Origin of the sequence: Pseudocolwellia antarctica (assembly GCF_049933045.1) — a bacterium.
Lineage (GTDB): Bacteria > Pseudomonadota > Gammaproteobacteria > Enterobacterales > Alteromonadaceae > Pseudocolwellia.
The window spans coordinates 1,545,392-1,568,504 of sequence record NZ_CP187926.1 but is presented as its reverse complement, the minus strand read 5'-3'; the positions used below and the strand labels follow the sequence as shown (position 1 = coordinate 1,568,504).

The 23,113-nt window shown below is 36.3% G+C and carries 20 protein-coding genes; 16 read left to right on the top strand and 4 right to left on the bottom strand.

The features are described from left to right. The first annotated feature begins 74 nt into the window (after positions 1 to 74). The 13 genes from ACPUVN_RS06915 to tnpA all read left to right on the top strand — a co-directional run bounded on the left by ACPUVN_RS06915 (position 75) and on the right by tnpA (position 11,385). A complete protein-coding gene (locus tag ACPUVN_RS06915) occupies positions 75 to 266 on the top strand; it encodes a DUF2934 domain-containing protein (protein WP_426370293.1) in 192 nt (63 codons plus the stop codon). Positions 267 to 675: 409 nt separating this feature from the next. Beyond that, the gene (locus ACPUVN_RS06910) at positions 676 to 912 is read left to right on the top strand and encodes an SHOCT domain-containing protein (protein ID WP_426370291.1); all 237 of its coding nucleotides are present in this window, start codon (positions 676 to 678) and stop codon (positions 910 to 912) included. Between the two features lie 227 nt (positions 913 to 1,139). Further along, entirely contained in the window at positions 1,140 to 3,533 is a 2,394-nt protein-coding gene (locus tag ACPUVN_RS06905; protein WP_426370290.1) for a phosphoketolase family protein, read from the top strand. Further along, positions 3,530 to 5,017 (top strand): F0F1 ATP synthase subunit beta, encoded by a 1,488-nt coding sequence (gene atpD / locus ACPUVN_RS06900; protein ID WP_426370289.1) that lies wholly within the window; start codon positions 3,530 to 3,532, stop codon positions 5,015 to 5,017. The genes ACPUVN_RS06905 and atpD overlap by 4 nt, the downstream gene beginning before the upstream one ends. After that, a complete protein-coding gene (locus ACPUVN_RS06895; RefSeq protein WP_426370288.1) occupies positions 5,007 to 5,396 on the top strand; it encodes a F0F1 ATP synthase subunit epsilon in 390 nt (129 codons plus the stop codon). The genes atpD and ACPUVN_RS06895 overlap by 11 nt, the downstream gene beginning before the upstream one ends. 13 nt (positions 5,397 to 5,409) lie before the next feature. Beyond that, complete coding sequence (locus tag ACPUVN_RS06890) at positions 5,410 to 5,769, top strand: AtpZ/AtpI family protein (RefSeq protein WP_426370287.1); 360 nt, start codon at positions 5,410 to 5,412, stop codon at positions 5,767 to 5,769. A gap of 1 nt (position 5,770) precedes the next feature. Further along, a complete protein-coding gene (locus ACPUVN_RS06885; protein WP_426370286.1) occupies positions 5,771 to 6,142 on the top strand; it encodes an ATP synthase subunit I in 372 nt (123 codons plus the stop codon). After that, positions 6,132 to 6,821 (top strand): F0F1 ATP synthase subunit A, encoded by a 690-nt coding sequence (locus ACPUVN_RS06880; protein ID WP_426370285.1) that lies wholly within the window; start codon positions 6,132 to 6,134, stop codon positions 6,819 to 6,821. Before ACPUVN_RS06885 ends, ACPUVN_RS06880 begins: the two co-directional genes overlap by 11 nt. 111 nt (positions 6,822 to 6,932) lie before the next feature. After that, positions 6,933 to 7,214 (top strand): F0F1 ATP synthase subunit C, encoded by a 282-nt coding sequence (locus ACPUVN_RS06875; protein ID WP_426370284.1) that lies wholly within the window; start codon positions 6,933 to 6,935, stop codon positions 7,212 to 7,214. Between the two features lie 3 nt (positions 7,215 to 7,217). Continuing rightward, the gene (locus tag ACPUVN_RS06870; RefSeq protein ID WP_426370283.1) at positions 7,218 to 8,087 is read left to right on the top strand and encodes a F0F1 ATP synthase subunit B; all 870 of its coding nucleotides are present in this window, start codon (positions 7,218 to 7,220) and stop codon (positions 8,085 to 8,087) included. Beyond that, positions 8,080 to 9,672: an alternate F1F0 ATPase, F1 subunit alpha gene (locus ACPUVN_RS06865; RefSeq protein ID WP_426370282.1), complete on the top strand. Its 1,593-nt coding sequence runs from the start codon at positions 8,080 to 8,082 to the stop codon at positions 9,670 to 9,672. Before ACPUVN_RS06870 ends, ACPUVN_RS06865 begins: the two co-directional genes overlap by 8 nt. Further along, positions 9,665 to 10,576, top strand: coding sequence for a F0F1 ATP synthase subunit gamma (locus ACPUVN_RS06860; RefSeq protein ID WP_426370281.1), 912 nt, complete (start codon positions 9,665 to 9,667; stop codon positions 10,574 to 10,576). Before ACPUVN_RS06865 ends, ACPUVN_RS06860 begins: the two co-directional genes overlap by 8 nt. Positions 10,577 to 10,941: 365 nt before the next feature. Then, entirely contained in the window at positions 10,942 to 11,385 is a 444-nt protein-coding gene (tnpA, locus tag ACPUVN_RS06855; protein WP_426357338.1) for an IS200/IS605 family transposase, read from the top strand. Positions 11,386 to 12,786: 1,401 nt separating this feature from the next. Here tnpA and ACPUVN_RS06850 read toward each other — a convergent pair. From ACPUVN_RS06850 to ACPUVN_RS06835, 4 genes are read right to left on the bottom strand one after another with little or no spacing between them, the layout of a single operon-like run. Beyond that, entirely contained in the window at positions 12,787 to 15,891 is a 3,105-nt protein-coding gene (locus ACPUVN_RS06850) for an AAA family ATPase (RefSeq protein ID WP_426370280.1), read from the bottom strand. Further along, positions 15,881 to 16,420 carry an ABC-three component system middle component 1 gene (locus ACPUVN_RS06845; RefSeq protein ID WP_426370279.1) on the bottom strand — a complete coding sequence of 180 codons (540 nt, stop codon included), beginning with the start codon at positions 16,418 to 16,420 and terminating at the stop codon, positions 15,881 to 15,883. The genes ACPUVN_RS06850 and ACPUVN_RS06845 overlap by 11 nt, the downstream gene beginning before the upstream one ends. Beyond that, positions 16,404 to 17,726 carry an ABC-three component system protein gene (locus ACPUVN_RS06840; RefSeq protein WP_426370278.1) on the bottom strand — a complete coding sequence of 441 codons (1,323 nt, stop codon included), beginning with the start codon at positions 17,724 to 17,726 and terminating at the stop codon, positions 16,404 to 16,406. The genes ACPUVN_RS06845 and ACPUVN_RS06840 overlap by 17 nt, the downstream gene beginning before the upstream one ends. 1 nt (position 17,727) lies before the next feature. Continuing rightward, entirely contained in the window at positions 17,728 to 18,780 is a 1,053-nt protein-coding gene (locus ACPUVN_RS06835; RefSeq protein WP_426370277.1) for a ComEC/Rec2 family competence protein, read from the bottom strand. A gap of 643 nt (positions 18,781 to 19,423) precedes the next feature. On the opposite strand from ACPUVN_RS06835, the gene ACPUVN_RS06830 reads away from it, so the two are divergent. The 3 genes from ACPUVN_RS06830 to ACPUVN_RS06820 all read left to right on the top strand — a co-directional run bounded on the left by ACPUVN_RS06830 (position 19,424) and on the right by ACPUVN_RS06820 (position 23,111). Continuing rightward, on the top strand, positions 19,424 to 20,041 hold the full coding sequence (locus ACPUVN_RS06830) for a hypothetical protein (protein WP_426370276.1): 618 nt from the start codon (positions 19,424 to 19,426) through the stop codon (positions 20,039 to 20,041). A gap of 84 nt (positions 20,042 to 20,125) precedes the next feature. Then, positions 20,126 to 22,057: a hypothetical protein gene (locus tag ACPUVN_RS06825; RefSeq protein ID WP_426370275.1), complete on the top strand. Its 1,932-nt coding sequence runs from the start codon at positions 20,126 to 20,128 to the stop codon at positions 22,055 to 22,057. After that, positions 22,044 to 23,111: a TniB family NTP-binding protein gene (locus tag ACPUVN_RS06820; RefSeq protein WP_426370274.1), complete on the top strand. Its 1,068-nt coding sequence runs from the start codon at positions 22,044 to 22,046 to the stop codon at positions 23,109 to 23,111. Before ACPUVN_RS06825 ends, ACPUVN_RS06820 begins: the two co-directional genes overlap by 14 nt. The last annotated feature ends 2 nt before the right edge of the window (positions 23,112 to 23,113 follow it).

The following is a 23,113-nucleotide window of genomic DNA, read 5'->3' as shown; positions in this document are numbered from 1 at the left end:
GATTTTTCTTATAACAACAATTATTTTAATTGCGAGTTATGAGTATTATCGGTTCATTATTTAGGAGAAATAATATGAGTGAAGCTAATTCAAAAAAAGCTACGTCAGCTAACAAGCTGAATGAACAAGATATTAATTTTAATCGCCACGAAAAAATCAATGTAGAAGCATATGAGCTTGCTAATGCACGTGATTTTACAAACGGTAATGAAATAGAAGACTGGTTAGAAGCAGAAAAAATTGTCGATACTCAGTTATTAAAATAGTGCAGTCTGCAAAATAACTTGATCAGTTCTTTCATCATGGAGGGGCTGATATTTCACATGAAAAATTCACATACTAAGATTTTTCTTGGAAAACAAAATGACAAATATCTCTACAGAAAAAAAAAAAGCATTACACTTTAAGTACACACTTCAATGTATAAATAATTTTTTGAGAAATTTAATGGCAATTAGTCTTTTCCCTCCGATATACCAATGTTGCATAGTTTAAATGTAAATAACCCTAAGTATAAATAAACCTCTTGATTTACCTCTTCTTCCATATGGCATAAATCTCATTATGCCTTTAGGTGTGTTATCGCACAGAGTAATAACGTAGCTAGCTTTATAATTCACTAATCGGTGACAGCTACGATGTTACAAGGCTTTTATTATCCAATAGGAGGATAAAATGGAACATGCATATTGGAATGATTGGTATACGGGTTGGGGTTGGTTTTTATGGTTTGGTATTTGGTTATTGTTCATTTCAAACTTTAGTCATTGGGGTTATAGCTACCGCACTAATCGTCGTTATTCTTCTCTTCTAGATAAAACTGCCATAGACATTCTTAATGAGCGTTATGCTCGTGGCGATATAGAGCAGGAAGAATTTGTCAAAATGAAAGAAGAAATCAAAAAAAGTTAATTCATAACTTAATGTTTTCAACTGCCTGATGCCAATCTGATTAAGTTTGTGATCTTGTTATGCCTATCAGAAATAAATAAGGATAAGATGCTCGATTGTTCAATAGCTAGCTATTGGCAATGAGAGAATTCACATCTTGGATTATTTATGGGTCAGAAGTGGCGATAATTTCGTTGATGAATATTTTATCTTTAAGAGCGTAAATCAAGCTCTACGGAGTACTAAAGATGCAAATCAAGGATAAGAATAGAAAACTCACTGCAGAACAATTAGGTTTGATAGATGCTTATTGGCGAGCGACTAATTATTTATCTGTAGGTCAAATTTATTTATGTAATAACCCTTTGTTAAAACGACCTTTAGAACTTAGTGATATTAAAGCTATGTTGCTTGGTCACTGGGGTACAACTCCTGGTCAAAATTTCATTTATGTACATTTAAATCGAATAATTAAACAATATGATTTAAATATGATTTATGTTTCAGGCCCTGGCCATGGTGGACCTGCAGTTGTTGCTAATACTTATCTTGAGGGTACCTATAGCGAAATTTATCCCGATATCACTCAAGATGAAGCCGGTTTACAAAAATTATTTCTACAGTTTTCTTTTCCTGGTGGTATTCCTAGCCATGCTTCGCCAGAATGTCCTGGTTCTATCCATGAAGGAGGAGAACTCGGTTATTCTCTTAGTCATTCTTTTGGTGCGGTTTTTGATAATCCTGACTTAATTGTTACTTGTGTGGTAGGTGATGGTGAAGCTGAAACAGGCCCACTAGCAACAGCTTGGCACAGTAATAAGTTTCTCAACCCAGTTTCAGATGGTGCCGTTTTACCCATATTACATCTCAATGGCTACAAAATTGCCAATCCAACTATTCTTGCTCGTATTTCAGATGAAGAATTAACTCAGTTAATGCGTGGCTATGGTTGGACACCAATTTTTGTTGAAGGTCATGATCCACTTCTCATGCATCAAGATATGGCAGTAGCCCTTGATAAAGCGATGAACCTTATTATCAAATTTCAGAAAAATGCTCGTGAAAATGACGATTTAAACCGTCCTGCTTGGCCAATGATAATACTTAATTCACCTAAGGGCTGGACAGGTCCTAAAGAAGTTGATGGACAAAAGATTGAAGGAACTTCTCGTGCCCATCAAGTACCTATTTCAGCACCATCAAAATCTCCTGAACATTTAAAATTATTAAGTGATTGGCTCAAAAGTTATCGTCCTGAAGAACTTTTTGACGAATCAGGTCACTTATTACCAGAAATAGCAGAGTTAGCACCTAAGGGTGATCGTCGTATGGGGTCAAATCCTCATGCCAATGGTGGTTTATTACTGCAAGATTTAAAAATGCCCAATTATCGTGATTACGCCTGTGAAGTTACTACTCTAGGTTTAAAAGGCGTTGGCGATACACGCGTGCTTGGCCCTTTTTTGCGTGATGTTACCAAGTTAAATGATGATGAACAGAATTTCCGTGTTTTTGGTCCTGATGAAACACTTTCTAATGGCCTGGGTGCCTTGTTTGAAACCACACGCAGACAGTGGAATTTACCAACTTATCATAATGATCAATTTTTAGCTCCAAGCGGACGCGTTTTAGAAATGCTTAGTGAGCATCAATGTGAAGGCTGGCTTGAAGGTTATTTACTGACTGGACGTCATGGTATTTTTAACTGTTACGAAGCTTTTATCCATATTATCGATTCCATGTTTAATCAACATGCAAAATGGTTGAAAGTATCATCAACATTGCCTTGGCGACCTAAAATAGCCTCCCTAAATTATTTACTTGCTTCCCATGTTTGGCGCCAAGACCATAATGGTTTTACTCATCAAGATCCTGGCTTTATCGATGTAGTCGTTAATAAAAAAGCTGAAATTGTTCGCGTTTATTTACCACCAGATGCCAATTGTTTATTGTCAGTTATGGACCATTGTTTACGAAGTCGTCATTACGTAAATGTTGTTATTGCAGGTAAACATCCAGCTCCTCAATGGTTATCGATTGAAGATGCTGAAAAACATTGTGCGCTAGGTATAGGTATTTGGCATTGGGCTGGAAATATCAAAGATGATGATATTGATCAAGAACCTGATGTTGTTATGGCCTGCTGTGGAGACGTGCCTACACTGGAAACATTAGCAGCAGTATCAATTTTACGAGAATACCTGCCTAACTTAAAAGTTCGTGTAGTTAATGTTGTCGATCTGATGCGTTTACAGCCAGAAACTGAACATCCTCATGGTTTAAATACACAAGACTTTGATGCTTTATTTACCACTAACAAACCTGTGATTTTTGCTTTTCATGCTTATCCATCACTTATTCATCAATTGACCTATAGACGCACTAATCACCACAATATACATGTACGTGGTTATAAAGAAGAAGGCACCATTACTACAGCTTTTGATATGACCGTATTAAATGAAATTGACCGTTATCACTTGGTAATAGATACGATCACGCGTTTGCCACAAACAGGTTCAAAAGGTACTGAGCTTATAGATATATTAAATAAAAAGTTAATCGAACATAAAAAATATATCAACATCAATGGCCAAGACATGCCTGAAATTCGAGATTGGCAATGGGTAGCCACAACATGAGTGGAACAAGTTTAAACACTTCTGACACTGAAATTAACCTTGGCAGTATTATAGCGATACGTGGCAGTGTGATTGACGTATGTTTTGATAAAAAACTGCCCCGTATTCATTCAATTCTCACCGTAGATTTAAGTGCGTTAGGCGAAACTGATATAGATAAAGTTGTTATTGAAGTATTAGAACAACGAAATGCCAAGCAAGTACGTTGTATTGCCTTAACACCTACCCAAGGTTTAGCACGAGGTATGCAAGTAGAAGACAGCGGAAAACCTTTATTAGCGCCTGTTGGCAAGGCTATTTTATCACGCATGTTTGATGTGTTTGGTAAACCAATCGATACCGAAGGAAGTGTAGATGACGTTGAATGGCGTTCAGTTCATCGTGCACCTCCACCCCTTAAAGAACGCTCAACACAATCTACTATTTTTATAACAGGAATAAAAGTTATTGATGTTTTAGTGCCGTTGGAAAAAGGGGGGAAAGCGGGCCTTTTTGGTGGCGCGGGTGTGGGTAAAACTGTTTTGCTCACAGAAATGATCCACAACATGGTTGGCAAACATAAAGGTGTTAGCATTTTCTGCGGTATTGGTGAGCGTTGTAGAGAAGGCGAAGAACTGTATCGAGAAATGAAAGAAGCGGGTGTTTTACCTAATATGGTTATGGTTTTTGGCCAAATGAACGAACCACCAGGCAGTCGATTTCGTGTTGGTCAAGCAGCGTTAACCATGGCTGAGTATTTTAGAGATGATGAACACCGTGATGTTTTGTTATTAATCGATAATATTTTTCGTTTTATTCAGGCAGGTTCTGAAGTATCTGGATTAATGGGCCAAATGCCTTCACGTCTTGGTTATCAACCGACTATGGGAACAGAATTGGCTGGTTTAGAAGAGCGAATTGCTAATACCAACAATGGCGCTATCACTTCTATTCAAGCGGTGTATGTGCCCGCAGATGATTTTACTGATCCGGCAGCTGTACACACTTTTTCACACTTGTCTGCCTCCATTGTTTTATCACGTCAGCGTGCCAGCGAAGGACTGTTTCCAGCTATTGATCCCTTACAATCTAATTCAAAAATGGCAAGTCCAGGAATCGTGGGTGAAGAACATTATCAACTGGCTCAAAAAGTTCGAAGTACCTTGGCTCAGTATGCTGAACTTAAAGATATTATTGCGATGTTAGGTTTAGAACAACTTTCACCTGAAGATCGTTTGGTGGTTGGCCGTGCACGTCGGTTAGAACGTTTTCTTACGCAACCATTTTTTACTACAGAACAATTTACAGGCCATAAAGGCAAACTTGTTAGCCTTGCTGATTCGTTAGATGGTTGCCAACGCATTTTAAATGATGAGTTTAAAGATTATCCAGAAAGTGCTCTGTACATGATAGGTAAAATAGACGAAGCCAAACAAAAACAATCACCAAGCTCAGAAAAAGTAAAAGAAGAGCATGTAGATGAGAGCAGTGAAAATGCATCTTAAACTACTTTTACCGTCACAAATATTCATTGATAAAACAGATGTTACTGAAATTATTGTAGAAACTAGCCAAGGCTCTTACGGCTTATTAGCTCATCGCCTTGATTGTGTGGCAGTACTAACACCCGGAATTCTAACATTTTCAACTGTAGCTGATGGTGAACTATTTGTGGCTGTTGATGAAGGTGTGTTGGTAAAAACAGGAGCTGATGTATTGATCTCAGTACGTAATGCTTTAGCGGGCAGTGATTTAAGTCAGCTACATTCTGTTGTAGAAGAAGACTTTCTTGTTATCAATGACCAAGAACAACAAGTACGTACGGTAATGGCAAAATTAGAAAACGGTTTTCTGCGTATGTTTGTCAACTTTAAACAACAATAAAGAGCTGTGAGTTATGCAAAAAAACATCAATGACCACAAGTCGGGATCAACCGACAAAATTAAGTCTGCATTAGCCAGTCAAGTCGCTATAAAAGCGGCTCGAAAGTTAAAGTCTAGAGGTAATGCACACCAACGAGTATGGTTTGGTTTAGGCATGATGGGACTTATCGGTTGGTCTGTCACTATTCCTACATTAATTGGAGCAAGCATTGGCGTTTACCTCGATGTTCATTATCCAAGTGAAAGATCTTGGACACTGGCATTGTTAGTCGGTGGTTTGGCAATAGGTTGTTTTAATGCTTGGCATTGGATAGAGAAAGAAGATTTGGCCATACGCGAAGAGCAAACAACAAACCAAAAGGAAGATGATTAGAATGAGTGATTTACTAGGGTTGATCTTGATATTCCTACTAGGCTTATGGTTTGGAAGCTTCTTTTTTATTGGCTTATGGTGGACGGTACAAAAAAGTGTTCAATCGACACATCCTGCTTCTTGGATAGTCATCAGTTTTGTGGTGCGAATGAGTGTAACCGTTTCAGGTTTTTATTTAGTTGTTATATACCAAACAGTTGATCCAGCTTGGTTACGTTTGATGGTTTGCTTCTCAGGTTTTATTATCGCGCGATTTATCATTTCAAGAGTGATTTCCAGTGCTGTTTCTAACTTAAAATCTATTGAAAACATCTCCGAAGAACACCCTCCTGAAGATTTGAATACATCACAGGGGTCACATCATGCACCTTAGTCCTGATGCAGTTATATATTGGCAACTTGGTTTTCTCAAAATTAATGCAACCATAGCTTTTACATGGGCTTTAATGCTGTTGTTAACCTTAAGCTCGGTGTTTATTACTCGTAATTTATCAACAAAATTACATCGTTCACGTTGGAAGAATTTTCTAGAAATTATTGTTACAGGTATTGAAAAGCAGATTGAAGAAGTAGGTTTAAAACAAGCTAAAAAATACCTATATTTTCTTGGCACAATGTTTTTGTTTTTAGTGACCGCCAGTATCTTCACGATTGTCCCTGGCTATGAGCCACCAACAGCATCTTTATCAACTACAACGGCACTGGCATTATGCGTATTTATCGCCGTTCCAATGTTCGGTATTTCTGAGCAGGGCATTGTTAACTATCTCAAATCTTATATGGCTCCCACTATGATCATGTTGCCATTTAATATCATCAGTGAACTTTCTCGGACATTGGCATTGGCAGTACGTTTATTTGGAAACATGATGAGTGGGGCAATGATTCTTGGAATTTTATTGACCATCACGCCTTTCATATTTCCTATCGTAATAACAGCTTTAGGGTTACTTACAGGCATAGTTCAAGCCTATATTTTTACCATTCTTGCAGCAGTATATATTGCTGCCGCAACACGTTCTCGTGAACCGAATAAACAGTCCAACAATTAGCAAAAAGCATAAAAAATAACATCAATTAACCACAACTTAACAATTACCTTAGTTAATTATTTACTTAAACAAATAGGTACTTAATTAAATATGGGTAGATTTGGAGATAGCATGGACAGTATGACAATGATCGCAGTCGCTTCGATAATTATTTCAGGCATAACCACTAGTATTGGTTGTATAGGCCCAGCTCTGGGTGAAGGACGTGCGGTTGCTGCAGCATTAAGTGCATTAGCGCAACAACCTGATGCTTCTGCGACCATTACACGTACCCTTTTTGTAGGTTTAGCTATGATTGAATCAACTGCAATTTATTGTTTTGTGGTATCTATGATATTGCTATTTGCCAATCCTTTTTGGAATTTTGCTGTATCTCAAGTAGCGGGAACTTAAACCATGTTAATCGATTGGTTCACTGTGGCAGCTCAAGCGATTAATTTCCTCATATTGATATGGCTACTAAAACGTTATCTTTATCAACCCATTTTGCACGCGATTGATGATCGCGAACAGCGAATTGCTAACGAACTCGAAGATGCTGCATACAAACAAGATCAGGCAAAAACTGAGAGAGATACATTTAAAGATAAAAATACAAAATTTGACCAAGAACGAGACAAGCTATTTCAACAAGCAAAAGATGAAGCAGATAAAGAACGAGAACATTTACTCTCTGAATCTAAGCTAGAGGCTGAAACATTACGTCAAAAGCATCGAGAAATAATGGTAAAAGATGCTGAAGATCTGAAAATGATGTTAAGTCGTAAAACCAGTGATGAAGTATTTGCCATTACTCGAAAAGTGTTGAATGACCTTGCTACAACAAATTTAGAACAACAGGTTACTCAAGTATTTATAAAGCAGTTGAGTGAGCTTGAATCATCAACAAAAAGTACACTAGGTAAAGGGATAAAAAACACATCGGAACCTGTTGTATTAAGTAGTGCGTTTGATTTATCTAATACAGATCGCACCGCAATTAATGATGCAATAAATTCAACATTTGACGTAGATATTAACTTAAAATTTATCATATCAACGGATTCTATTAGTGGTATAGAACTCAGTGCTAACGGACAAAAAATTGGCTGGAATATTAACGACTATTTGTTATCGCTAGAACAAAACGTTGTTCAGTTATTGAAAGGAAAAAGTGTACAGCTTAATAAGAATAAAACTAAAAACAGAACCGATGTTACAGTTGATAATGATGATTTGACAGAAAATAAACAAGCCAAAAATCCTGTAGAAGATTCACATGAGTGATGCCATTAATAGCGCAAAACCTAACGCTTTAGCTGGGGAAAATACGACAAAAAATAGTGGAATACTTGATAATATTCTCGATCAATCATTTAACCTAATACAGCAAGCGCGCAATGCATTTACACCAGAAATGAAACCTTATGAAATTGGTGTTATCACCAATATAGCAACAGGTATTGCTAAAGTTTCGGGCTTACCTAATGCCGGTTTTGAAGAGATGATAATCTTTCCAGGGAATGTTCAAGGTATCGTTTTTAATGTTGATGTAGAAGAGTTAGGTGTTGTGTTACTTGGTGAATATTCACATTTACAAGCAGGTGATGAAGTTAGGCGCAGTGGTAAAGTAATGGATATATGCGTTGGTAATGAATTACTTGGGCGGATCATTAACCCGCTTGGTCAGGTGCTTGATGAGGGACTTCCTATTCAATCGACTGTGCATTTACCAATAGAAAGAAGGGCAACAGCGATAATGGATCGCGCGGCAGTAACCGTTCCCTTACAAACAGGCCTTATTGTTATTGATGCTTTGATCCCAATTGGTCGAGGTCAACGCGAGCTTATTCTTGGAGATAGACAGACAGGAAAAACAGCAATAGCTATCGACACTATTCTCAATCAACATGATAAAGATGTGATTTGTGTATATTGTGCCATTGGGCAGCGTGCTTCAAGTGTTGCTAAAGCTGTAGCGACCCTTCGTCAACAAGGTGCTATGGCATATACCGTAGTCGTAGTTACTGAAGGCAATGAACCTGCTGGCTTACAATATATCGCACCATATGCAGCAACCAGTATTGCTGAATATTTTATGGAACAAGGCAGGGATGTTCTTATTGTATATGATGATTTAACCAAGCATGCGCGAGCTTATCGTGAATTGTCGTTATTACTTCGTCGTCCGCCTGGTCGTGAAGCCTTTCCTGGAGATATTTTTTATATTCATTCACGCCTACTTGAACGTGCAACACAGTTAAATAAAGCATTGGGTGGCGGTTCACTTACAGCACTTCCTATTATTGAAACAGAAGCACAAAATATTTCTGCCTATATACCTACGAATTTGATTTCCATTACAGATGGACAATTATATTTATCACCATCTTTATTCGAATTGGGTGTATTACCTGCTGTTGATGTCGGTAAATCAGTTTCTCGTGTTGGTGGTAAAGCGCAACGTGCCGCTTTTCGTACTGTCGCTGGTGATCTAAAACTTACTTATGCTCAATCTGAAGAACTTGAAACATTTGCTAGATTTGGTGCACGTTTAGATGAAGATACAGCAAAATCAATAGAACATGGACGCAGGATCAGAGCTGTATTACGCCAACCTGAATCATCACCAATCCCTGTTTCAGAACAAATAGTGCTTTTAATTACGTTAACTTCAGGACTGTTTGATACAGTGCCTTTAGCAGAAATGACAAAAGCTAAAGACTTATTACTAAAAAGCATCAGTAGCTTACCTTCTGATTTAACTGGCAGATTAGAAAACTCTCAAACGCTAACAGATGAAGATCGAAAAACTATCACTGAATATGCGAATAACACACTTTCTAGTTTAAAAGATACAAGCAATGAGTAATACCGCAGCTAATTTACGTCATAAAATCGATAGTGCGAGCGATTTAAAAGGTGTGGTACGGACAATGAAGGCACTTGCTGCATCAAGTATTAGTCAATACGAGAAATCCGTTAGTTCATTAGGTGATTATTATCTAACAGTGGAGTTAGGTTTAAGTGCAACTATACAAGCTGATGATTTTAAAGAACATACTGACAACCTTGTATCAACAGCAAAGAAAGAAAAGAATATTGTTAGCGCTATTGTATTTGGTTCAGATCAAGGTTTAGTAGGTCAATTCAACGAGGATATTGCAGACTTTGCTATTAAAAAACTTAAAGAGTTAGAAGTTGAATCTGAAACTACGCAACTTCAAGTTTGGGCCGTAGGTGAACGAGTATTTTCAAGGCTTGCCGAAGCTGGTTTATCTATGGTGAAAAGCTTCACAGTACCCAGTTGTATTGATGAAATAACTACTTTAGTTGGGCAAATCCAAATTGAAAGTGAAACACATCTTTCTAATACAAAAGCATCTCGCGTGTATGTTTTTTATAATCGAATGCAATCTAGTGCAAAATATCAGCCTATATCGCAACGGTTATTACCACTTGATCAACAATGGCAAAAAAAACTGAAGAAAATACCATGGCCAACAAAATTATTACCTGAAATTTTAGGTGATAATGATAAAACAATACGTGCATTGATCCGCGAATATATATTTATTTCTCTTTATCGAGCATGTGCAGAGTCGCTCGCTAGTGAGAATGCAAGTCGACTTTCGGCAATGCAACGAGCAGAAAAAAATATAGAAGAACTCTTAGAAAAACTTGATAAGGAATTTCATGTTTTACGTCAAAACACTATAGATGCAGAATTAAATGATGTATTGGCAGGTTATGAATTATTAACAACAAATCGTTAATCTATATTACAAAAAGTAATACAAGGATCAAGCAGGGCGCTTACCACTTAAAATAATATAAAAACCTCTTAGGTTGTTGTAATAACTTATTTAATTTTAGTATTTTGTTTAACTGGAACTTATTAAATATAAAGATAAATACAGAGAAAAGCCGACAATTAAACAAAGGTTTAAACTTATCCGTACTGTTTATTTAGTTAATTTTAAAACAAAAGTAATAGCTTATATATCTGACCTTTAATTCTAGTCTATGAGAATAAATATCAAGTAAAAATACATTTAACTAGCGAAGCGTAAATCTCGGGGGCTTGCCCCCGTGCTGGATAGTGTATACTGGGGGGACCCCAGTAAATGCTATTCTTCATATGGAACTTCAAAGAAATACACATCATGTCTTTAGATTAATGTACCACTTTGTGTGGATACCAAAGTATCGACACAAAGTCTTCATTGAACCTTATCGTTCAACAATGAAAGCAATTATTCAAAAAGTAGGATATGACTACGATATTGATATCGTAGAGTTAGAAATTCCGAGTGACCATATTCATATGGTTATTAGAGGGATCCCTAAACAGTCGCCAAGCGATGTTATGCAAATAATTAAAAGTATAACTGCTCGTGAGTTTTTTAGAATTTATCCTGAAATTAAAAAGCAGTATTTCTGGGGCGGTAAATTATGGACACAAAGCTTTTTTGTTGAAACGATTGGTAACGCAACAGAAGAAGTTATCAGGAAATATGTTCAAGAACAGTTAATCGAATTAGATGGTAAAGAAATTAATAGCGATCAACTGAACTTGTTTTGAAACTCGGTCGCTTGCGGCCGAGAATTTTATTAAAGTTTAAATAGGCTATTTGTAAGGTTTTTATGACTAAAATTAAAGGCTGATTTACGGTGTTTTATTAGGACATATGAACCAAAGGATCGTGGATCCTTTATAGGAAATAAAAGGTGTGTTCCGTATATAAAACTAATATAGATTAACGTCCGTTTATATTTAGCTGTATAAATATAGTAAGCATTTAACTCAAAATTATTGCAGGAATTAACCAGAGTTATTGCAGGAATTAATCAAACTTGTTATTCAAACTTTATGAGAACATTAGTAAAAAATCATCAACGAATGAACATTAACGATATTCCTAAATCCGCATTCAGTTATTAACATTTTATAATCCATAACAAACAAGTACAGTTCAAATCAGTACATTAGATGATAATCAGATATCGATGATCGAGTATAAATACCAATGTTTAAATAATCAGTTTATATATTGAAGTATTTATATATAGAAGCATGATGAATCTAGATGTAAGACTTAATAACTAGCTGATATGTAGTTAATCAAGTTGTTAATAATTCCAATATATGAATTTATAACAGACCCAATTTGTTTTTTATCTATATTTCCTAATTTTTATATAACAGCTTAGTAAATTTAAATGTTAGAAACTTTAAAGTTATTATATATCAGTGCTTTATATAGCTAGCATAAAACACATATAATGTGAGAATGAAATTTACATAATGTGGGTAAATCCAGGCTAAACAACTATTTAAAGCTCTTAACACACTAAGTCCAATACTGTTCAGTATTGGACTTAGTGGAGTTTGGTGAGTATATACGTGCATATCCTAATGTCCTGTCATTCGAACTTTAACAATGGATCCGATCTACTGTTGACTGGTGTTCGCACATTATTGATATAAATAAGTTAATCAGTACTTTTAGAAAAGATAAAAACACCAATCCCAAATTAACAAGTAGATCCTGTTTTAGGTTTAGCTGCCCTAAAATATTAGCAATTTGCTTATGCTTAACGCTACGTGCATGAAATAAGTTTTAGAATAACTAACAAGTCATGTTTCATGTAGCATCATCACTATTTATTTATATGTACATAGCCCTATAAATTTCTCAATATTTTATCATGATCGATCATCTTTAGAATTAAATTTTAATGCCGTTTCTAAGGTTATAATTGCTTACTCTACATATATTTGGCGCTTTTTGATTTAAGGTTTCTAATAGCATAATGGTATCTAGCTTCACCTGTTGCCAAAGAACTATGGCCTTTGAATTTGTTATGCTTCACAAGCTAAATCTATTTCTTCTCATTGCCCACTTTCCTTTTCTAGGCGACAGCCACTTTAGTCCCTGATAACCTTCTGATTAATTAATTTTTAATTACTGTTTCCATTTAACTAATTTAGTATCGGCTCTACTGGTGAAACAACACCAAATTTTTCTAATTGAAGGAACTTTGATCCAAAAATTTCAGTAGGTATTTTTCTTTGTAGTAACCCAAAGAAGTTTTCATCATGTGTTGATATGATAATTTGCTTATCAAACTTTAAGCATATGCTTCTTAACAGGTCTATAGTCGAAAGAACGTTAATTGAATCCATAGATTGAATTGGATCATCAATCAGAATAACATCGATAGATTTTTTGTTATCATCCTTAGCATGAAGTGCATTCGCAAGAAACACACTCAAACTCAGAATGTTCGTTTGAGCTGCACTGAAAAATAGAATCGGGGATATCATTCCACCTGCCTCATCGCTTACCAAAATATTTAAACTTGGCTTGTCTGTGTCAAAGCTAACTTTGAACTCCACTTTTTTGAATATAGGATGTGGATTTATTTTTTTGTAAATAGAGTTGATTAAATCTTCGAAGAAAAAACTATCAATAAGTACGTCTAACTTTTCTATTATGATTGCCCTTTCTTTGCCTAACACCTCATCAAGTTGTTTTCTTTCCGCTAGTTTTAACGTCAATGTTTCCAACTCTTTCTGAGTAGATATATGTTTCATAAAAGGCTTGAATGAAATTATAAGGTCCAAGAGTAATTTAATGCTATTTAGCATCTTTTCTAGCACCTCAGTATTAACTCGACATTCTTCGGCTTTAGTTTTTATTAGTGCTTGTACTTGTTCAATGGGCTCTTCGGATCGAATACTAATAAGATTAGATATGCTTCCATAAAATCCATTAACTGCTGCTTGAGAATTAGCGAGGGCTACCTCCAGGCTTTCCTTTTCTTTATTTAAGTATGAAACGTCCACCCAAGTTCCATCAGCTATCATTTTTTGCTGTAAGTCATGACACTGACCGACTAGGGATTTACATGAAGCTATGTACTCTTGTAGGCTCGATTCAAGTTCACTTTGTTTCTCCGCGAAGTGCGACTTGATATCTTGAACAGCAATAGAGTTTTCATTTAAATACGCTAACACTGATACATAAACATGATCACTACTTTTACTCGTCATTTCAGACACTAGCTGACTCTGCTTCACACTTTTGGATTCAAGCGACTTAGTTGTTCCTTGAATTTTAGCAACCAGATCATTTTGTTGATTTATCAGGCTTAGTCTCTTTTCAAATAATTGACTAAGCTCGGCCTCAGTTCTAGTCAAAAGCTCTTGCTTCGATAGCCCCCAAACTGACTGTGTAAGTTCAGCATTCCTGTTCTCTAATTTCTTAAGCTCATATTCAAACGCAGCCTTTTCTTGCTCAACTTTAGTAAGTTTTATATTTACTTCACTTAATTCATTACGAAGGCTGAAGAGTTTATGACCCTGAGCTTCCAAAGCTTGCTTAGTTATTCCTTGAATCTCATTATTAAGTTCTTTCTGGCGTAACGTAGACTCTATAATCTTGTTGGAGTTCTCTCGACTAAGTTCAGACTCTAGACTCTGGCTCTTAACTTTATTAATTAGTTCGTCTGATGATAAATGTTTCTTAGTACATAAAGGACAGGTATCGGAAGGCTCTATACTGAGATAATTCAACCCCATTGAAGTTAATTTAGTATGTAAGTCCATCTGCTCTACTAAGGACTTCTGAGTAGCCTGCAAAGTATTCTCATGTAGTTTCAGCAAATCAACTTCAGCATGACACTTAGCGAGACGTACTATTTTTTCTTGTTCAAAAAACGAGGTTCCACCATTTCCAGCTAATAACGAAGTAGCTGTAAGCTTTAACTCGGATAGTTCGCTCAACTCAGTATTTAACTTCTCTTGCCTAATTTTGTATTTCTGAATTTCAGTCTGTTTATTTGTGACTTCCTGACCTAAAACATCATACTGCGCTTTATTGCTCGATAGCTCAGCATAAACTAGATCAGAACTTGCCTTCGACTTTTTGAGCAGTAAAGTTCTATCATCATCTTTTTTTAGTTCTTCAGTGACGACTTCTAGGTTCTTCTGAATCCCTGCCAACTCAGAACTTAACTTGGAACATTCCTCTGTCAAATCCTTTTGATTTTTAGCTATTTCCTTAAAACGAGATTCCGTCTTTAAAAAATGGTCAGTACTTTCAGCCAATTCAATTAAATGTTTAAGTCGGACATTCGCTAATTTCTGATCCTCCACACTTTTTTCGTGAGAATCGAATAGTTCTTTATAGTGAGCAGCATCAGAAATACATTTTAAAAGGAATACAAGCCTAAGCTTTTTCTCGGCTTCATTATCTACTTGTAACTTTATTTCGGGTATTTGACTTAAGCGCTCAGTCAATAATTCAAGTATTTTATTATTGTCATTGATAGTTTTGTTCAGTTCATGCTGACGTGATACAAGACTATCATTAAGTTGATGAACTCCTTGAGGTGAAATAGCTTCATCAGGCAATACAATACTCTCGCCCAAAGAGTTGAGTTCAGTTGCAACTGAATTGAACCGTTCAAAAATCGAAATATCAATTGGTTGCTTCAATTCAGCTTGCAAAGTTTCACATTTCTTTTTAAGGGTACTTAGCTCGGTACTATTATCGTTTATGAGTGCAGTCAACTCCTTACGAGCCGTTTCTATATTACCACCAAAACTTTCCATGAACTTTGAATAACGCTCTTGTGGTTTCTCTTCCCGAAGAAACCCCTCTATTTCGTCTTGACTTAGTATGGCACGTCGAAAGAACTCATTTTCACTTTTACCTAGAGACATGTCGTTCTGGTTTTTGCGTATATTAGGAAGTTGACGTTCATAAACGTTTTGGTTGTTAGTGGATAACACAACAGTCGTCGATGTATTGCCCTCTACGTATTTATTACGTAAAATTTTAAGCCCTTCATCGGGATTCTTAGTCGATTTGACTTCATGTTGATAGCTTTCAAGCCTTTTTACACGATTGGTAATAGCCCATTCTACAGCATCATAAAAAGAGCTTTTACCAAAGCCATTAGGAGCATATATTGCCACAAAATTTGCAGGTTCCTCACCATGATTTATAAAATCAAAAGTTCCATCTGTCTTTGTTTTGTAGGCTCTAAACGCCTCAATCTCAACTTTTTTAATTTTCATAGCTATTCAAATTTTCAATTATTTTATCGATCATCAATGCTCTCTTCTCTTTAGACACGGTTTTAGAATCTAAAGGAGCACCACTATAATATTTGTCTAAGTCTGTTGAATTATCTTCTCCAGGGCTAGGGTGAGTTTCGAGTTTTAGATCCGAACCAAATAACTGTCTCTCTAGTTCAATAATTAACTGATCTATATCTAGGTTTTCTTGAAGTCCGTCTAGTACTATTTTCCGAGCTGAGAACTTATTGTTTTCGATTTCATATTTTTCCCATACTGCAACGCTGTCAGCAGAAACAAATGCCAAATATATATTCCAAGCATTAAAGCCACCTGAATGCTGGTGATAGACAGCCACCATATTTTGAATGGCTCGCCAATTTTCTATGATTTCTTGTGCTGTTTCACATACACATATGATACAAGAAATAAATGAAAAGCTATCATCAGAACCAAGCATATGAAACTGAATATTTTCATACTCGGAAGATAAAAATTCTAGGTCACTTTCTTTAGTTAATAATTTCATTTATCTTTTCCCTCAACAAATCCGATTTCGACCTACCCTGTGGTAAATTAGGGTATTCACCTTCAATTTTTACCACACACTCGCGCTGGAGCCCTTCTAAATGGGTCAATGTATAACTTGCCAACATCGCACTTTCAAATGAATCTATTGAATCTATTGCAGTAAATGGCCCTTGGGTTGGCACAACAGAGATATTGTGTATAACTCTTTCTAGTTGAGAATCTTTAGGTAATACTTTTGCAGCAGGGTCAGGGGAAGCAACGATCAACGTTCCATTTTTACTTAAAAGCCTGCGGGCGGTTTTTAGTAAGTATTCTAAGCTCTGAATCCAGTTAGTACCATCACTTGTATATACTAACCGTCTCTTCTGCTCTAAACTTTTGAGATAAGCATCATCAGCATTATTAGATCCGTCAATCAATACACTAATTACTAAGAACTCTAAATATGCTACCCACAATTCATAGGTTTTGAGTTCACCAAGGTTTTTAGAATCGACTAATAAATCTGAATGGTATTGCTCCATTACTTTATAAGGTGGAAGCAACCCCTTCGAAATTAAGTAATCTGCCGCAATTTCAAGTTCTAGCTTGAGGGCAGATACATTGTTTGGATCATCAACATTAAATGAGAATATCTTGTCCCGAAAATTTGAAAAGCATTCCAAATAGGCTGGGATCATTGGCGCACTTGAATGTGCAGTAATTATTTCTTCAAATCTTGCAAGACTGTGGCACTGAATCCGACCGAACTGTTGCTCCTGCCTACTGTTATCCATTTGAAATTCAACACCTATGAGTAATGGTATCTCATCTTTAACATGATAAACGCCACCACCAGACATACCCTTGATCGTTTCAATTCCAGGAATGCCATCTAAGTTCATAATAACAAGTTCATTAGCCACACTAATCTTATGCCCTGTATATTCTTTAATAGGGTCTAAGGATTCTCTCTCTGTTTCCGGGAACCCTACAAGAGTAAGTGTGGCACGATCGCTCAAGTCGGAAGCAGGAAGACATTTTTGTGACACTCGTTCCTGATAATCAACTTTTAAAATTGCAAAGTCATAAAGCTGAGGATTTGCCTTTATCATTTCTTGTGAAGGAAGATTCTGTGGGATCACATCTAAAACACCAAGTGGCTTACCTTTGTAATCATGGACGACGAGGTCTTCCTGTTTATCAGGAATCACATGAGCAGCAGTTAATACATAAGAGTACTTTTTCGTCATAGTATTTACTAATACGCCACTACCGCCATTCACTGTAACGCAGTACGACTGTATAATTTCAGAGGCTGTCATATTAAAGTTGGATCTCTTTGTCTAGTACTTCTAATCGAGAGCTATAACCTTTAACCTCATGATCTAAGAGCAGTGGCTTAATCACGTCGCTATAATTGAAACAAATTTGCCCGTCTGTTTCTTTAATAATCCTTGCGATAGCCCTTTTGTTTGGCAGACCATGCCTCGAACCATTGGTCGAAATTACGTAACGAGGTGATTGGAGCAAAGAAAGAAATTCAGAACTAGTATTATATTGGCTACCGTGATGAGAAATCTTAACAAGATCAAGTTTAAGCTTGTTAGTTTCGCTAAAGCCTAATTCCTTTATGTTATCCACTACAATTTGGTCATGTGCGTCACCAAGAAATAGCATTTTTTTATTGTCGATTTCTAGTAAAAATGCAATTGAACTGCCATTGTAAACGGATGAGTCAGACTTAAACTCATCTGCTTCCCAAATTTCTTCTAGAGAAAGATCGTAATCATTATTATGAGCTGCTGTTGCACCTGACTCCTCTTCAGAAGGCCATATGTGCAATAAGTGCTCTAGCTGGTTTTGATTAGGAGAAAGCACTGTCAATTTGAACGGGCCAACGTTATGAACTTGCCCTACCTTGATAAGTGGAGTGCGGTCACATCCAACTTCATCAAGTAGCGCTTCAAGCTCTTTTCCTTGCCGCCTGCTTGTTTGAGGAGAATCATCGGCTAATAGAATATTATTCTCTGGAATCTCAGGTGCATTAAAATGTTGTGTAATTAAACGAGATGAGTTGAACCAAATAGATTTAACGAGATCACTTAAGTAATCAGGTGTTTCGAATGCCTTAATTAAGCCATGAATGTGATCGTCATCAATATGGGTCAATACCGCTAGCTCTATGTGTTGTCCTTTATTTTTGAGTTCATCTAATACGTTGCATAGCGCTCCGTCATAACGCTGCCTCGGGCCATACTTAAAAGTTGTTGATGTTCCTCCATCAATTAAAATATTGACTGTGCCTGAAGCTCCCTCATGACTAACTAAAATGCAGTCTCCATGATTTGCTTCAAGGACTCTTACTACAACTCCCATAAATACTCCTTTATTTCCCAACGCCACGTTGAGTGGTAAGTTTTAGAGTGATAAAAATCATTTGAATTCGAACGGGGTAATATATGATCTTTGAGCTTGTCTAAATTGTGTTCCATTTCATTTATCTCCCTTCATGGTGACGGATCATTATAAGAACTAGCATGATACGGCAACTATAATCACGTTAGTAATTGTTCTAATTGAATTAATCCAACTTGAGTATGTGTTTTATTCAAGTAGAGTTCAATAGGTAACTTGTAATCAGAACAAAAAACCTAATAAAAGCCTTAACTGGTTGATACAAATCAAATATGGAAACATATCAGTGTTATTCAAAATCCGCTTTTGATAGTGCTCTGCCCCCTTTCTTAATTCTCACCTAAATTCATTTATTTTGAAAAAAGTTGAAATTAATTTTGTTTGCTTCGTTAGTCTTTGAATTAATTAAAAAATACTTATAATACATACACTTGGACATATTATAACAATAAATAATACAACCAAAAAATAAATAAAAATATCAAAGGATTACACTGCCGATACATATTATAACAGTATTTATATCAATGACTTATGATCTTGACTTGTTGTATTCACTCACTATAATCCAATAAAATTATATTGAATGGATAAAAGAAAAACTATGAGTATTTCTCCAAGACAACAAGTGAAACAACGATTTACTGGCAGTTCCTTTTTTGGTTTTAGTAAAGGCTTAAACCGGAGCTCGATTTTAGAAAGTAAATTAGAACTCGAATATTACGCTTTGCGATTATTCTTTTTGAATAAAGATGAAGATTTCATTACACAGCCTGATCATGTAGTGCATCACCTTTATGGTCGTCCAAATCGATACACACCTGATGGGGCTCTATATCTACCTACTACTGTATATAAAGAGGAAGTTAAATATTTTGACGTAACGCTAAAAACCGAATTTATTGAAAAAAAGGAATATCTTACTGAGCTCTACGCGACGAAGAACGAAGTGTTTAGAGTCATCACTGAGGAGGATATTCGAGTTGGTCACCGTGTTGACAATATCGCCCGTCTATCCCCGAGTTTACATCACCCTGCGCCTATTAAAGCCTTCAAAGAACTGACAGAAGGCCTGGATAATAAAGGCTATGATTTCCTTGAATTGATAGAGATAGCTAGAGATAAAAAAATTGACTCTCTTTTGGTACAACGTTCAATTGCCCATCGTTTATTCACTTGTGATTTAACTCAAAAATGGAAAGATCTTGTGTTTTTTGTGTGAATATCCCCCCCTATTTAAGTTAATGAAATTGCTTTCATGCACATAGAGTTATTAATAATACTCGTTACGAAAGAGCTCCCTATTATGAAACATAAGATACGACAACACGATACTCCAATTTCCTTTAAGGGCATGTTAGGCCGAATGTACATGACAGGTAAAGACTATGTCACTCTGGTATTTGATGGCTTAGGCACCCCACCTATAACATTAAACAACTTTGAACTTGAGCAAGTCCTCAATAAATCCTTATTCTTTGTTCAAGATAAACAGCCAGCGAATATTGCTATAGGTAACCTAAGTCCAACCGAGCTTATTGAGCAACAACGCAGGAATGCCTACTTAAATGCTGTCAAAGAAAATGGTTGCACTGTTGGCGGTAAGTTATTGCGCGAACGTGTGATCTGTGAGGTCTCAACAAAGATAGATGATTCTGATCCCCCCTGTATTTCAACTTTAGGTAAATGGGCAAAAATAGAGAATCAAATTGTAGGTGGTGTTACTGCAAAACATAAATTAAAGAAAAAGCGCAAAGGTAAGTTTGATGAGGAAATAATATCGATTGCTTTAATGGTTACCGATGAACATATACTCCAAGAAGTTCCTAAGTCTATTCAATATGCTTACGACAAATTCAGAGGAAAACTAAAAGGTCTTTTTGATAAAGTACCCTGCCTAGAAACTTTTAGAACATGGATAACTGACCTGATTCCCCCAGATGCCCTGATTAAAACACAGAATAACCGTAACGAACGTCGAAAAGCCATGCGTAATGCTATTGCTAAATACGTTACTCAACATCCTTTACAACGTGTAGAAGCTGATGGCGTTTATATTCCTGTGGGTGTTGTAGATGATGAAGGTAATTATCTTGATGGCGTCACCATTATTATCTTACTTGATGTATATACTCGCTCCGTGCTGGGATATGAATTACAAATTGGTAGAGGGGAGCCTAGTTCTACAATCATAAGTGCAATCCGCCACAGCATATGCCCTAAGAAACATGGCAGTTTTCACACCTTTAACGATTCTCTTTGGCTTGCCTTTGGTGTTCCTGAATTATTAGTTCTTGATGGTGGCTCAGGTTTTACTTCAATTGAATCTATCAGTTATGTTAACAATTATTGTGGTACTAAAATTGAGGTACTTCAATCAGCCAGTCCTTGGCTGAAACCCTATATTGAACGGCTAAATTTAGGGGTGAAAAATGACTTCGCCATATCGCTACCAGGCTATGTTGGAAATATTAAAGAGCAACAAAAACAAAGTATGACCATGAAGCAAAAAGCTGTTTTAACCATTGATGAGTTTAGACGTGCATTTGAGGGATGGGTTGTGGATCAATACCACAACACGCCACACTCAGGTTTAAAACAAAAAACACCAAACCAAGCTTGGCAAGAAGCAATAAATGAAGGTTTTATCCCTGAAATTCCAGTTGATATGGACAGAGTTCAACTTCCCGCAGGTAAAACTTGTACTCGAAAAGTATCTGGTGATGTATTTCATCAAGGTGTAGTCATTAACAATATTAGATACAACGATGATGCTGGTGAATTGAAGAACATAGCAATGCAACTAGCTCAACAAAATGAAGAGCCTACTGTGCAATGCTATTACTCAATAACAGATGTTAGTGCTATTAGTGTGTTGAATCCATTCACTCAAGATGTGTTTTTAGTGACTACTATAGACCCTACGATTTATAAAGGAATGTCTTTAGCTGAGTATCAAGCAAAAGAAGTTAAAACCTACAGCAAAAAAGGGTTTGGCCATAAACGTGGCGTTGATGAAAACCCTGAAATCATAGCTGCGAATGCCCGTTTAGCTAAAAAAGAGAAACAAAAAAGAAGTATAAGGAGTCGTCCCGCTAGAACTCATGAATTAGAAAACAAGATTAATGCCCTTAATGATGACAATAGAGAAGATAATTCGAAAATCCCTAGCCCAACAGAAACTAATGGCTCAGATGATTATAATCCAAACGATGTGAGTGGTCATGATGAATCATAAACCTGAAATAAATGTATTTACGCCTTTGCCGATCGATATGAACAGTGATCTATCAACCAATCCGAAAATCATGAAGCTACCACCAAATGCACGTGAGCTTTACTTTAAAACATTTAAACACGGTTGCTTTAACCTTGGGCTTAAAGAGTTAAGACAAAGCCATATGATGTCAGGGTTAGATGGGCAAGGCTGTATAGTTATTGGGAAATCAGGGCTTGGTAAAAGCCGGTTACTACGCTATTTCGCAACTGAAGTCTATCAACAGCCGGATTACCAAGCAACGGATGAAGTAACAAAATTGCCGTTGTTATCAATACGAGTTCCTGGGAAACCATCAATACTTGGCATTATTGAAAAATTAATGGATTGCGGGAGACATGAACACCCCACCCCTCGTAATATCGATATGGCGATTAAGCAACTTTACCGATTTATACGATTCACGGGCGTTGAAATCATTATTTTTGACGAGTTTCAACACTTACTAAGAAAAAATGCGCTCATTCGAACACGTGACATTATGGCCTTTATTAAAGTGTTAATGGATGACCTTTGCTTGTCTGTAGTATTTTCTGGACTACCTGAGCTTGTAACATTACTCGACGAGCACGAGGAGATTAGAGAGCGATTCTCGTCTGCTAATGTTGAGCTAGTTCCATTTAACATTAACAACACCAAAAACATGAAAGAGTTTGCTAGTTACCTTAAAAATATAGAGAACCACTTTACTAACGCAGGTTATAGCATTTGTTCTTTGGTAGAGCTTGATATGTTAAAACGCTTTTATATTGCGACTCTAGGGGTTCCAAGACGTATTACACAGCTGTTTATGCGTGTTATGACTCAGCTACCAGATAAAAAAGAAATAACGGTTAACGACCTTAATCTTATATTTAAAGCCATGGCTTATAACAAGATTAAAAACTTTAATCTTTTTACCGAGCACGCATACCAAATTGATGCTCAGTATAGTGAATTATTGAACAAACAAAATGGAGTAATTAAAAAGAGTAATGCCAATCATAAAGCTGGTACACGACAAGGGGGATCCTAATT

What these genes read in the sequence shown, in the direction of transcription:
- ACPUVN_RS06880 (WP_426370285.1), top strand. Translation starts at nt 6,132, where the DNA reads ATGCACCTTAGTCCTGATGCAGTTATATATTGGCAACTTGGTTTTCTC.
- ACPUVN_RS06870 (WP_426370283.1), top strand. Translation starts at nt 7,218, where the DNA reads ATGTTAATCGATTGGTTCACTGTGGCAGCTCAAGCGATTAATTTCCTC.
- ACPUVN_RS06845 (WP_426370279.1), bottom strand. Translation starts at nt 16,420, where the DNA reads ATGAAATTATTAACTAAAGAAAGTGACCTAGAATTTTTATCTTCCGAG.
- ACPUVN_RS06875 (WP_426370284.1), top strand. Translation starts at nt 6,933, where the DNA reads ATGGACAGTATGACAATGATCGCAGTCGCTTCGATAATTATTTCAGGC.
- ACPUVN_RS06835 (WP_426370277.1), bottom strand. Translation starts at nt 18,780, where the DNA reads ATGGGAGTTGTAGTAAGAGTCCTTGAAGCAAATCATGGAGACTGCATT.
- ACPUVN_RS06850 (WP_426370280.1), bottom strand. Translation starts at nt 15,891, where the DNA reads ATGAAAATTAAAAAAGTTGAGATTGAGGCGTTTAGAGCCTACAAAACA.
- ACPUVN_RS06890 (WP_426370287.1), top strand. Translation starts at nt 5,410, where the DNA reads ATGCAAAAAAACATCAATGACCACAAGTCGGGATCAACCGACAAAATT.
- atpD (WP_426370289.1), top strand. Translation starts at nt 3,530, where the DNA reads ATGAGTGGAACAAGTTTAAACACTTCTGACACTGAAATTAACCTTGGC.
- ACPUVN_RS06885 (WP_426370286.1), top strand. Translation starts at nt 5,771, where the DNA reads ATGAGTGATTTACTAGGGTTGATCTTGATATTCCTACTAGGCTTATGG.
- ACPUVN_RS06840 (WP_426370278.1), bottom strand. Translation starts at nt 17,726, where the DNA reads ATGACAGCCTCTGAAATTATACAGTCGTACTGCGTTACAGTGAATGGC.
- ACPUVN_RS06905 (WP_426370290.1), top strand. Translation starts at nt 1,140, where the DNA reads ATGCAAATCAAGGATAAGAATAGAAAACTCACTGCAGAACAATTAGGT.
- ACPUVN_RS06915 (WP_426370293.1), top strand. Translation starts at nt 75, where the DNA reads ATGAGTGAAGCTAATTCAAAAAAAGCTACGTCAGCTAACAAGCTGAAT.
- tnpA (WP_426357338.1), top strand. Translation starts at nt 10,942, where the DNA reads ATGGAACTTCAAAGAAATACACATCATGTCTTTAGATTAATGTACCAC.
- ACPUVN_RS06860 (WP_426370281.1), top strand. Translation starts at nt 9,665, where the DNA reads ATGAGTAATACCGCAGCTAATTTACGTCATAAAATCGATAGTGCGAGC.
- ACPUVN_RS06865 (WP_426370282.1), top strand. Translation starts at nt 8,080, where the DNA reads ATGAGTGATGCCATTAATAGCGCAAAACCTAACGCTTTAGCTGGGGAA.
- ACPUVN_RS06820 (WP_426370274.1), top strand. Translation starts at nt 22,044, where the DNA reads ATGATGAATCATAAACCTGAAATAAATGTATTTACGCCTTTGCCGATC.
- ACPUVN_RS06910 (WP_426370291.1), top strand. Translation starts at nt 676, where the DNA reads ATGGAACATGCATATTGGAATGATTGGTATACGGGTTGGGGTTGGTTT.
- ACPUVN_RS06825 (WP_426370275.1), top strand. Translation starts at nt 20,126, where the DNA reads ATGAAACATAAGATACGACAACACGATACTCCAATTTCCTTTAAGGGC.
- ACPUVN_RS06895 (WP_426370288.1), top strand. Translation starts at nt 5,007, where the DNA reads ATGCATCTTAAACTACTTTTACCGTCACAAATATTCATTGATAAAACA.
- ACPUVN_RS06830 (WP_426370276.1), top strand. Translation starts at nt 19,424, where the DNA reads ATGAGTATTTCTCCAAGACAACAAGTGAAACAACGATTTACTGGCAGT.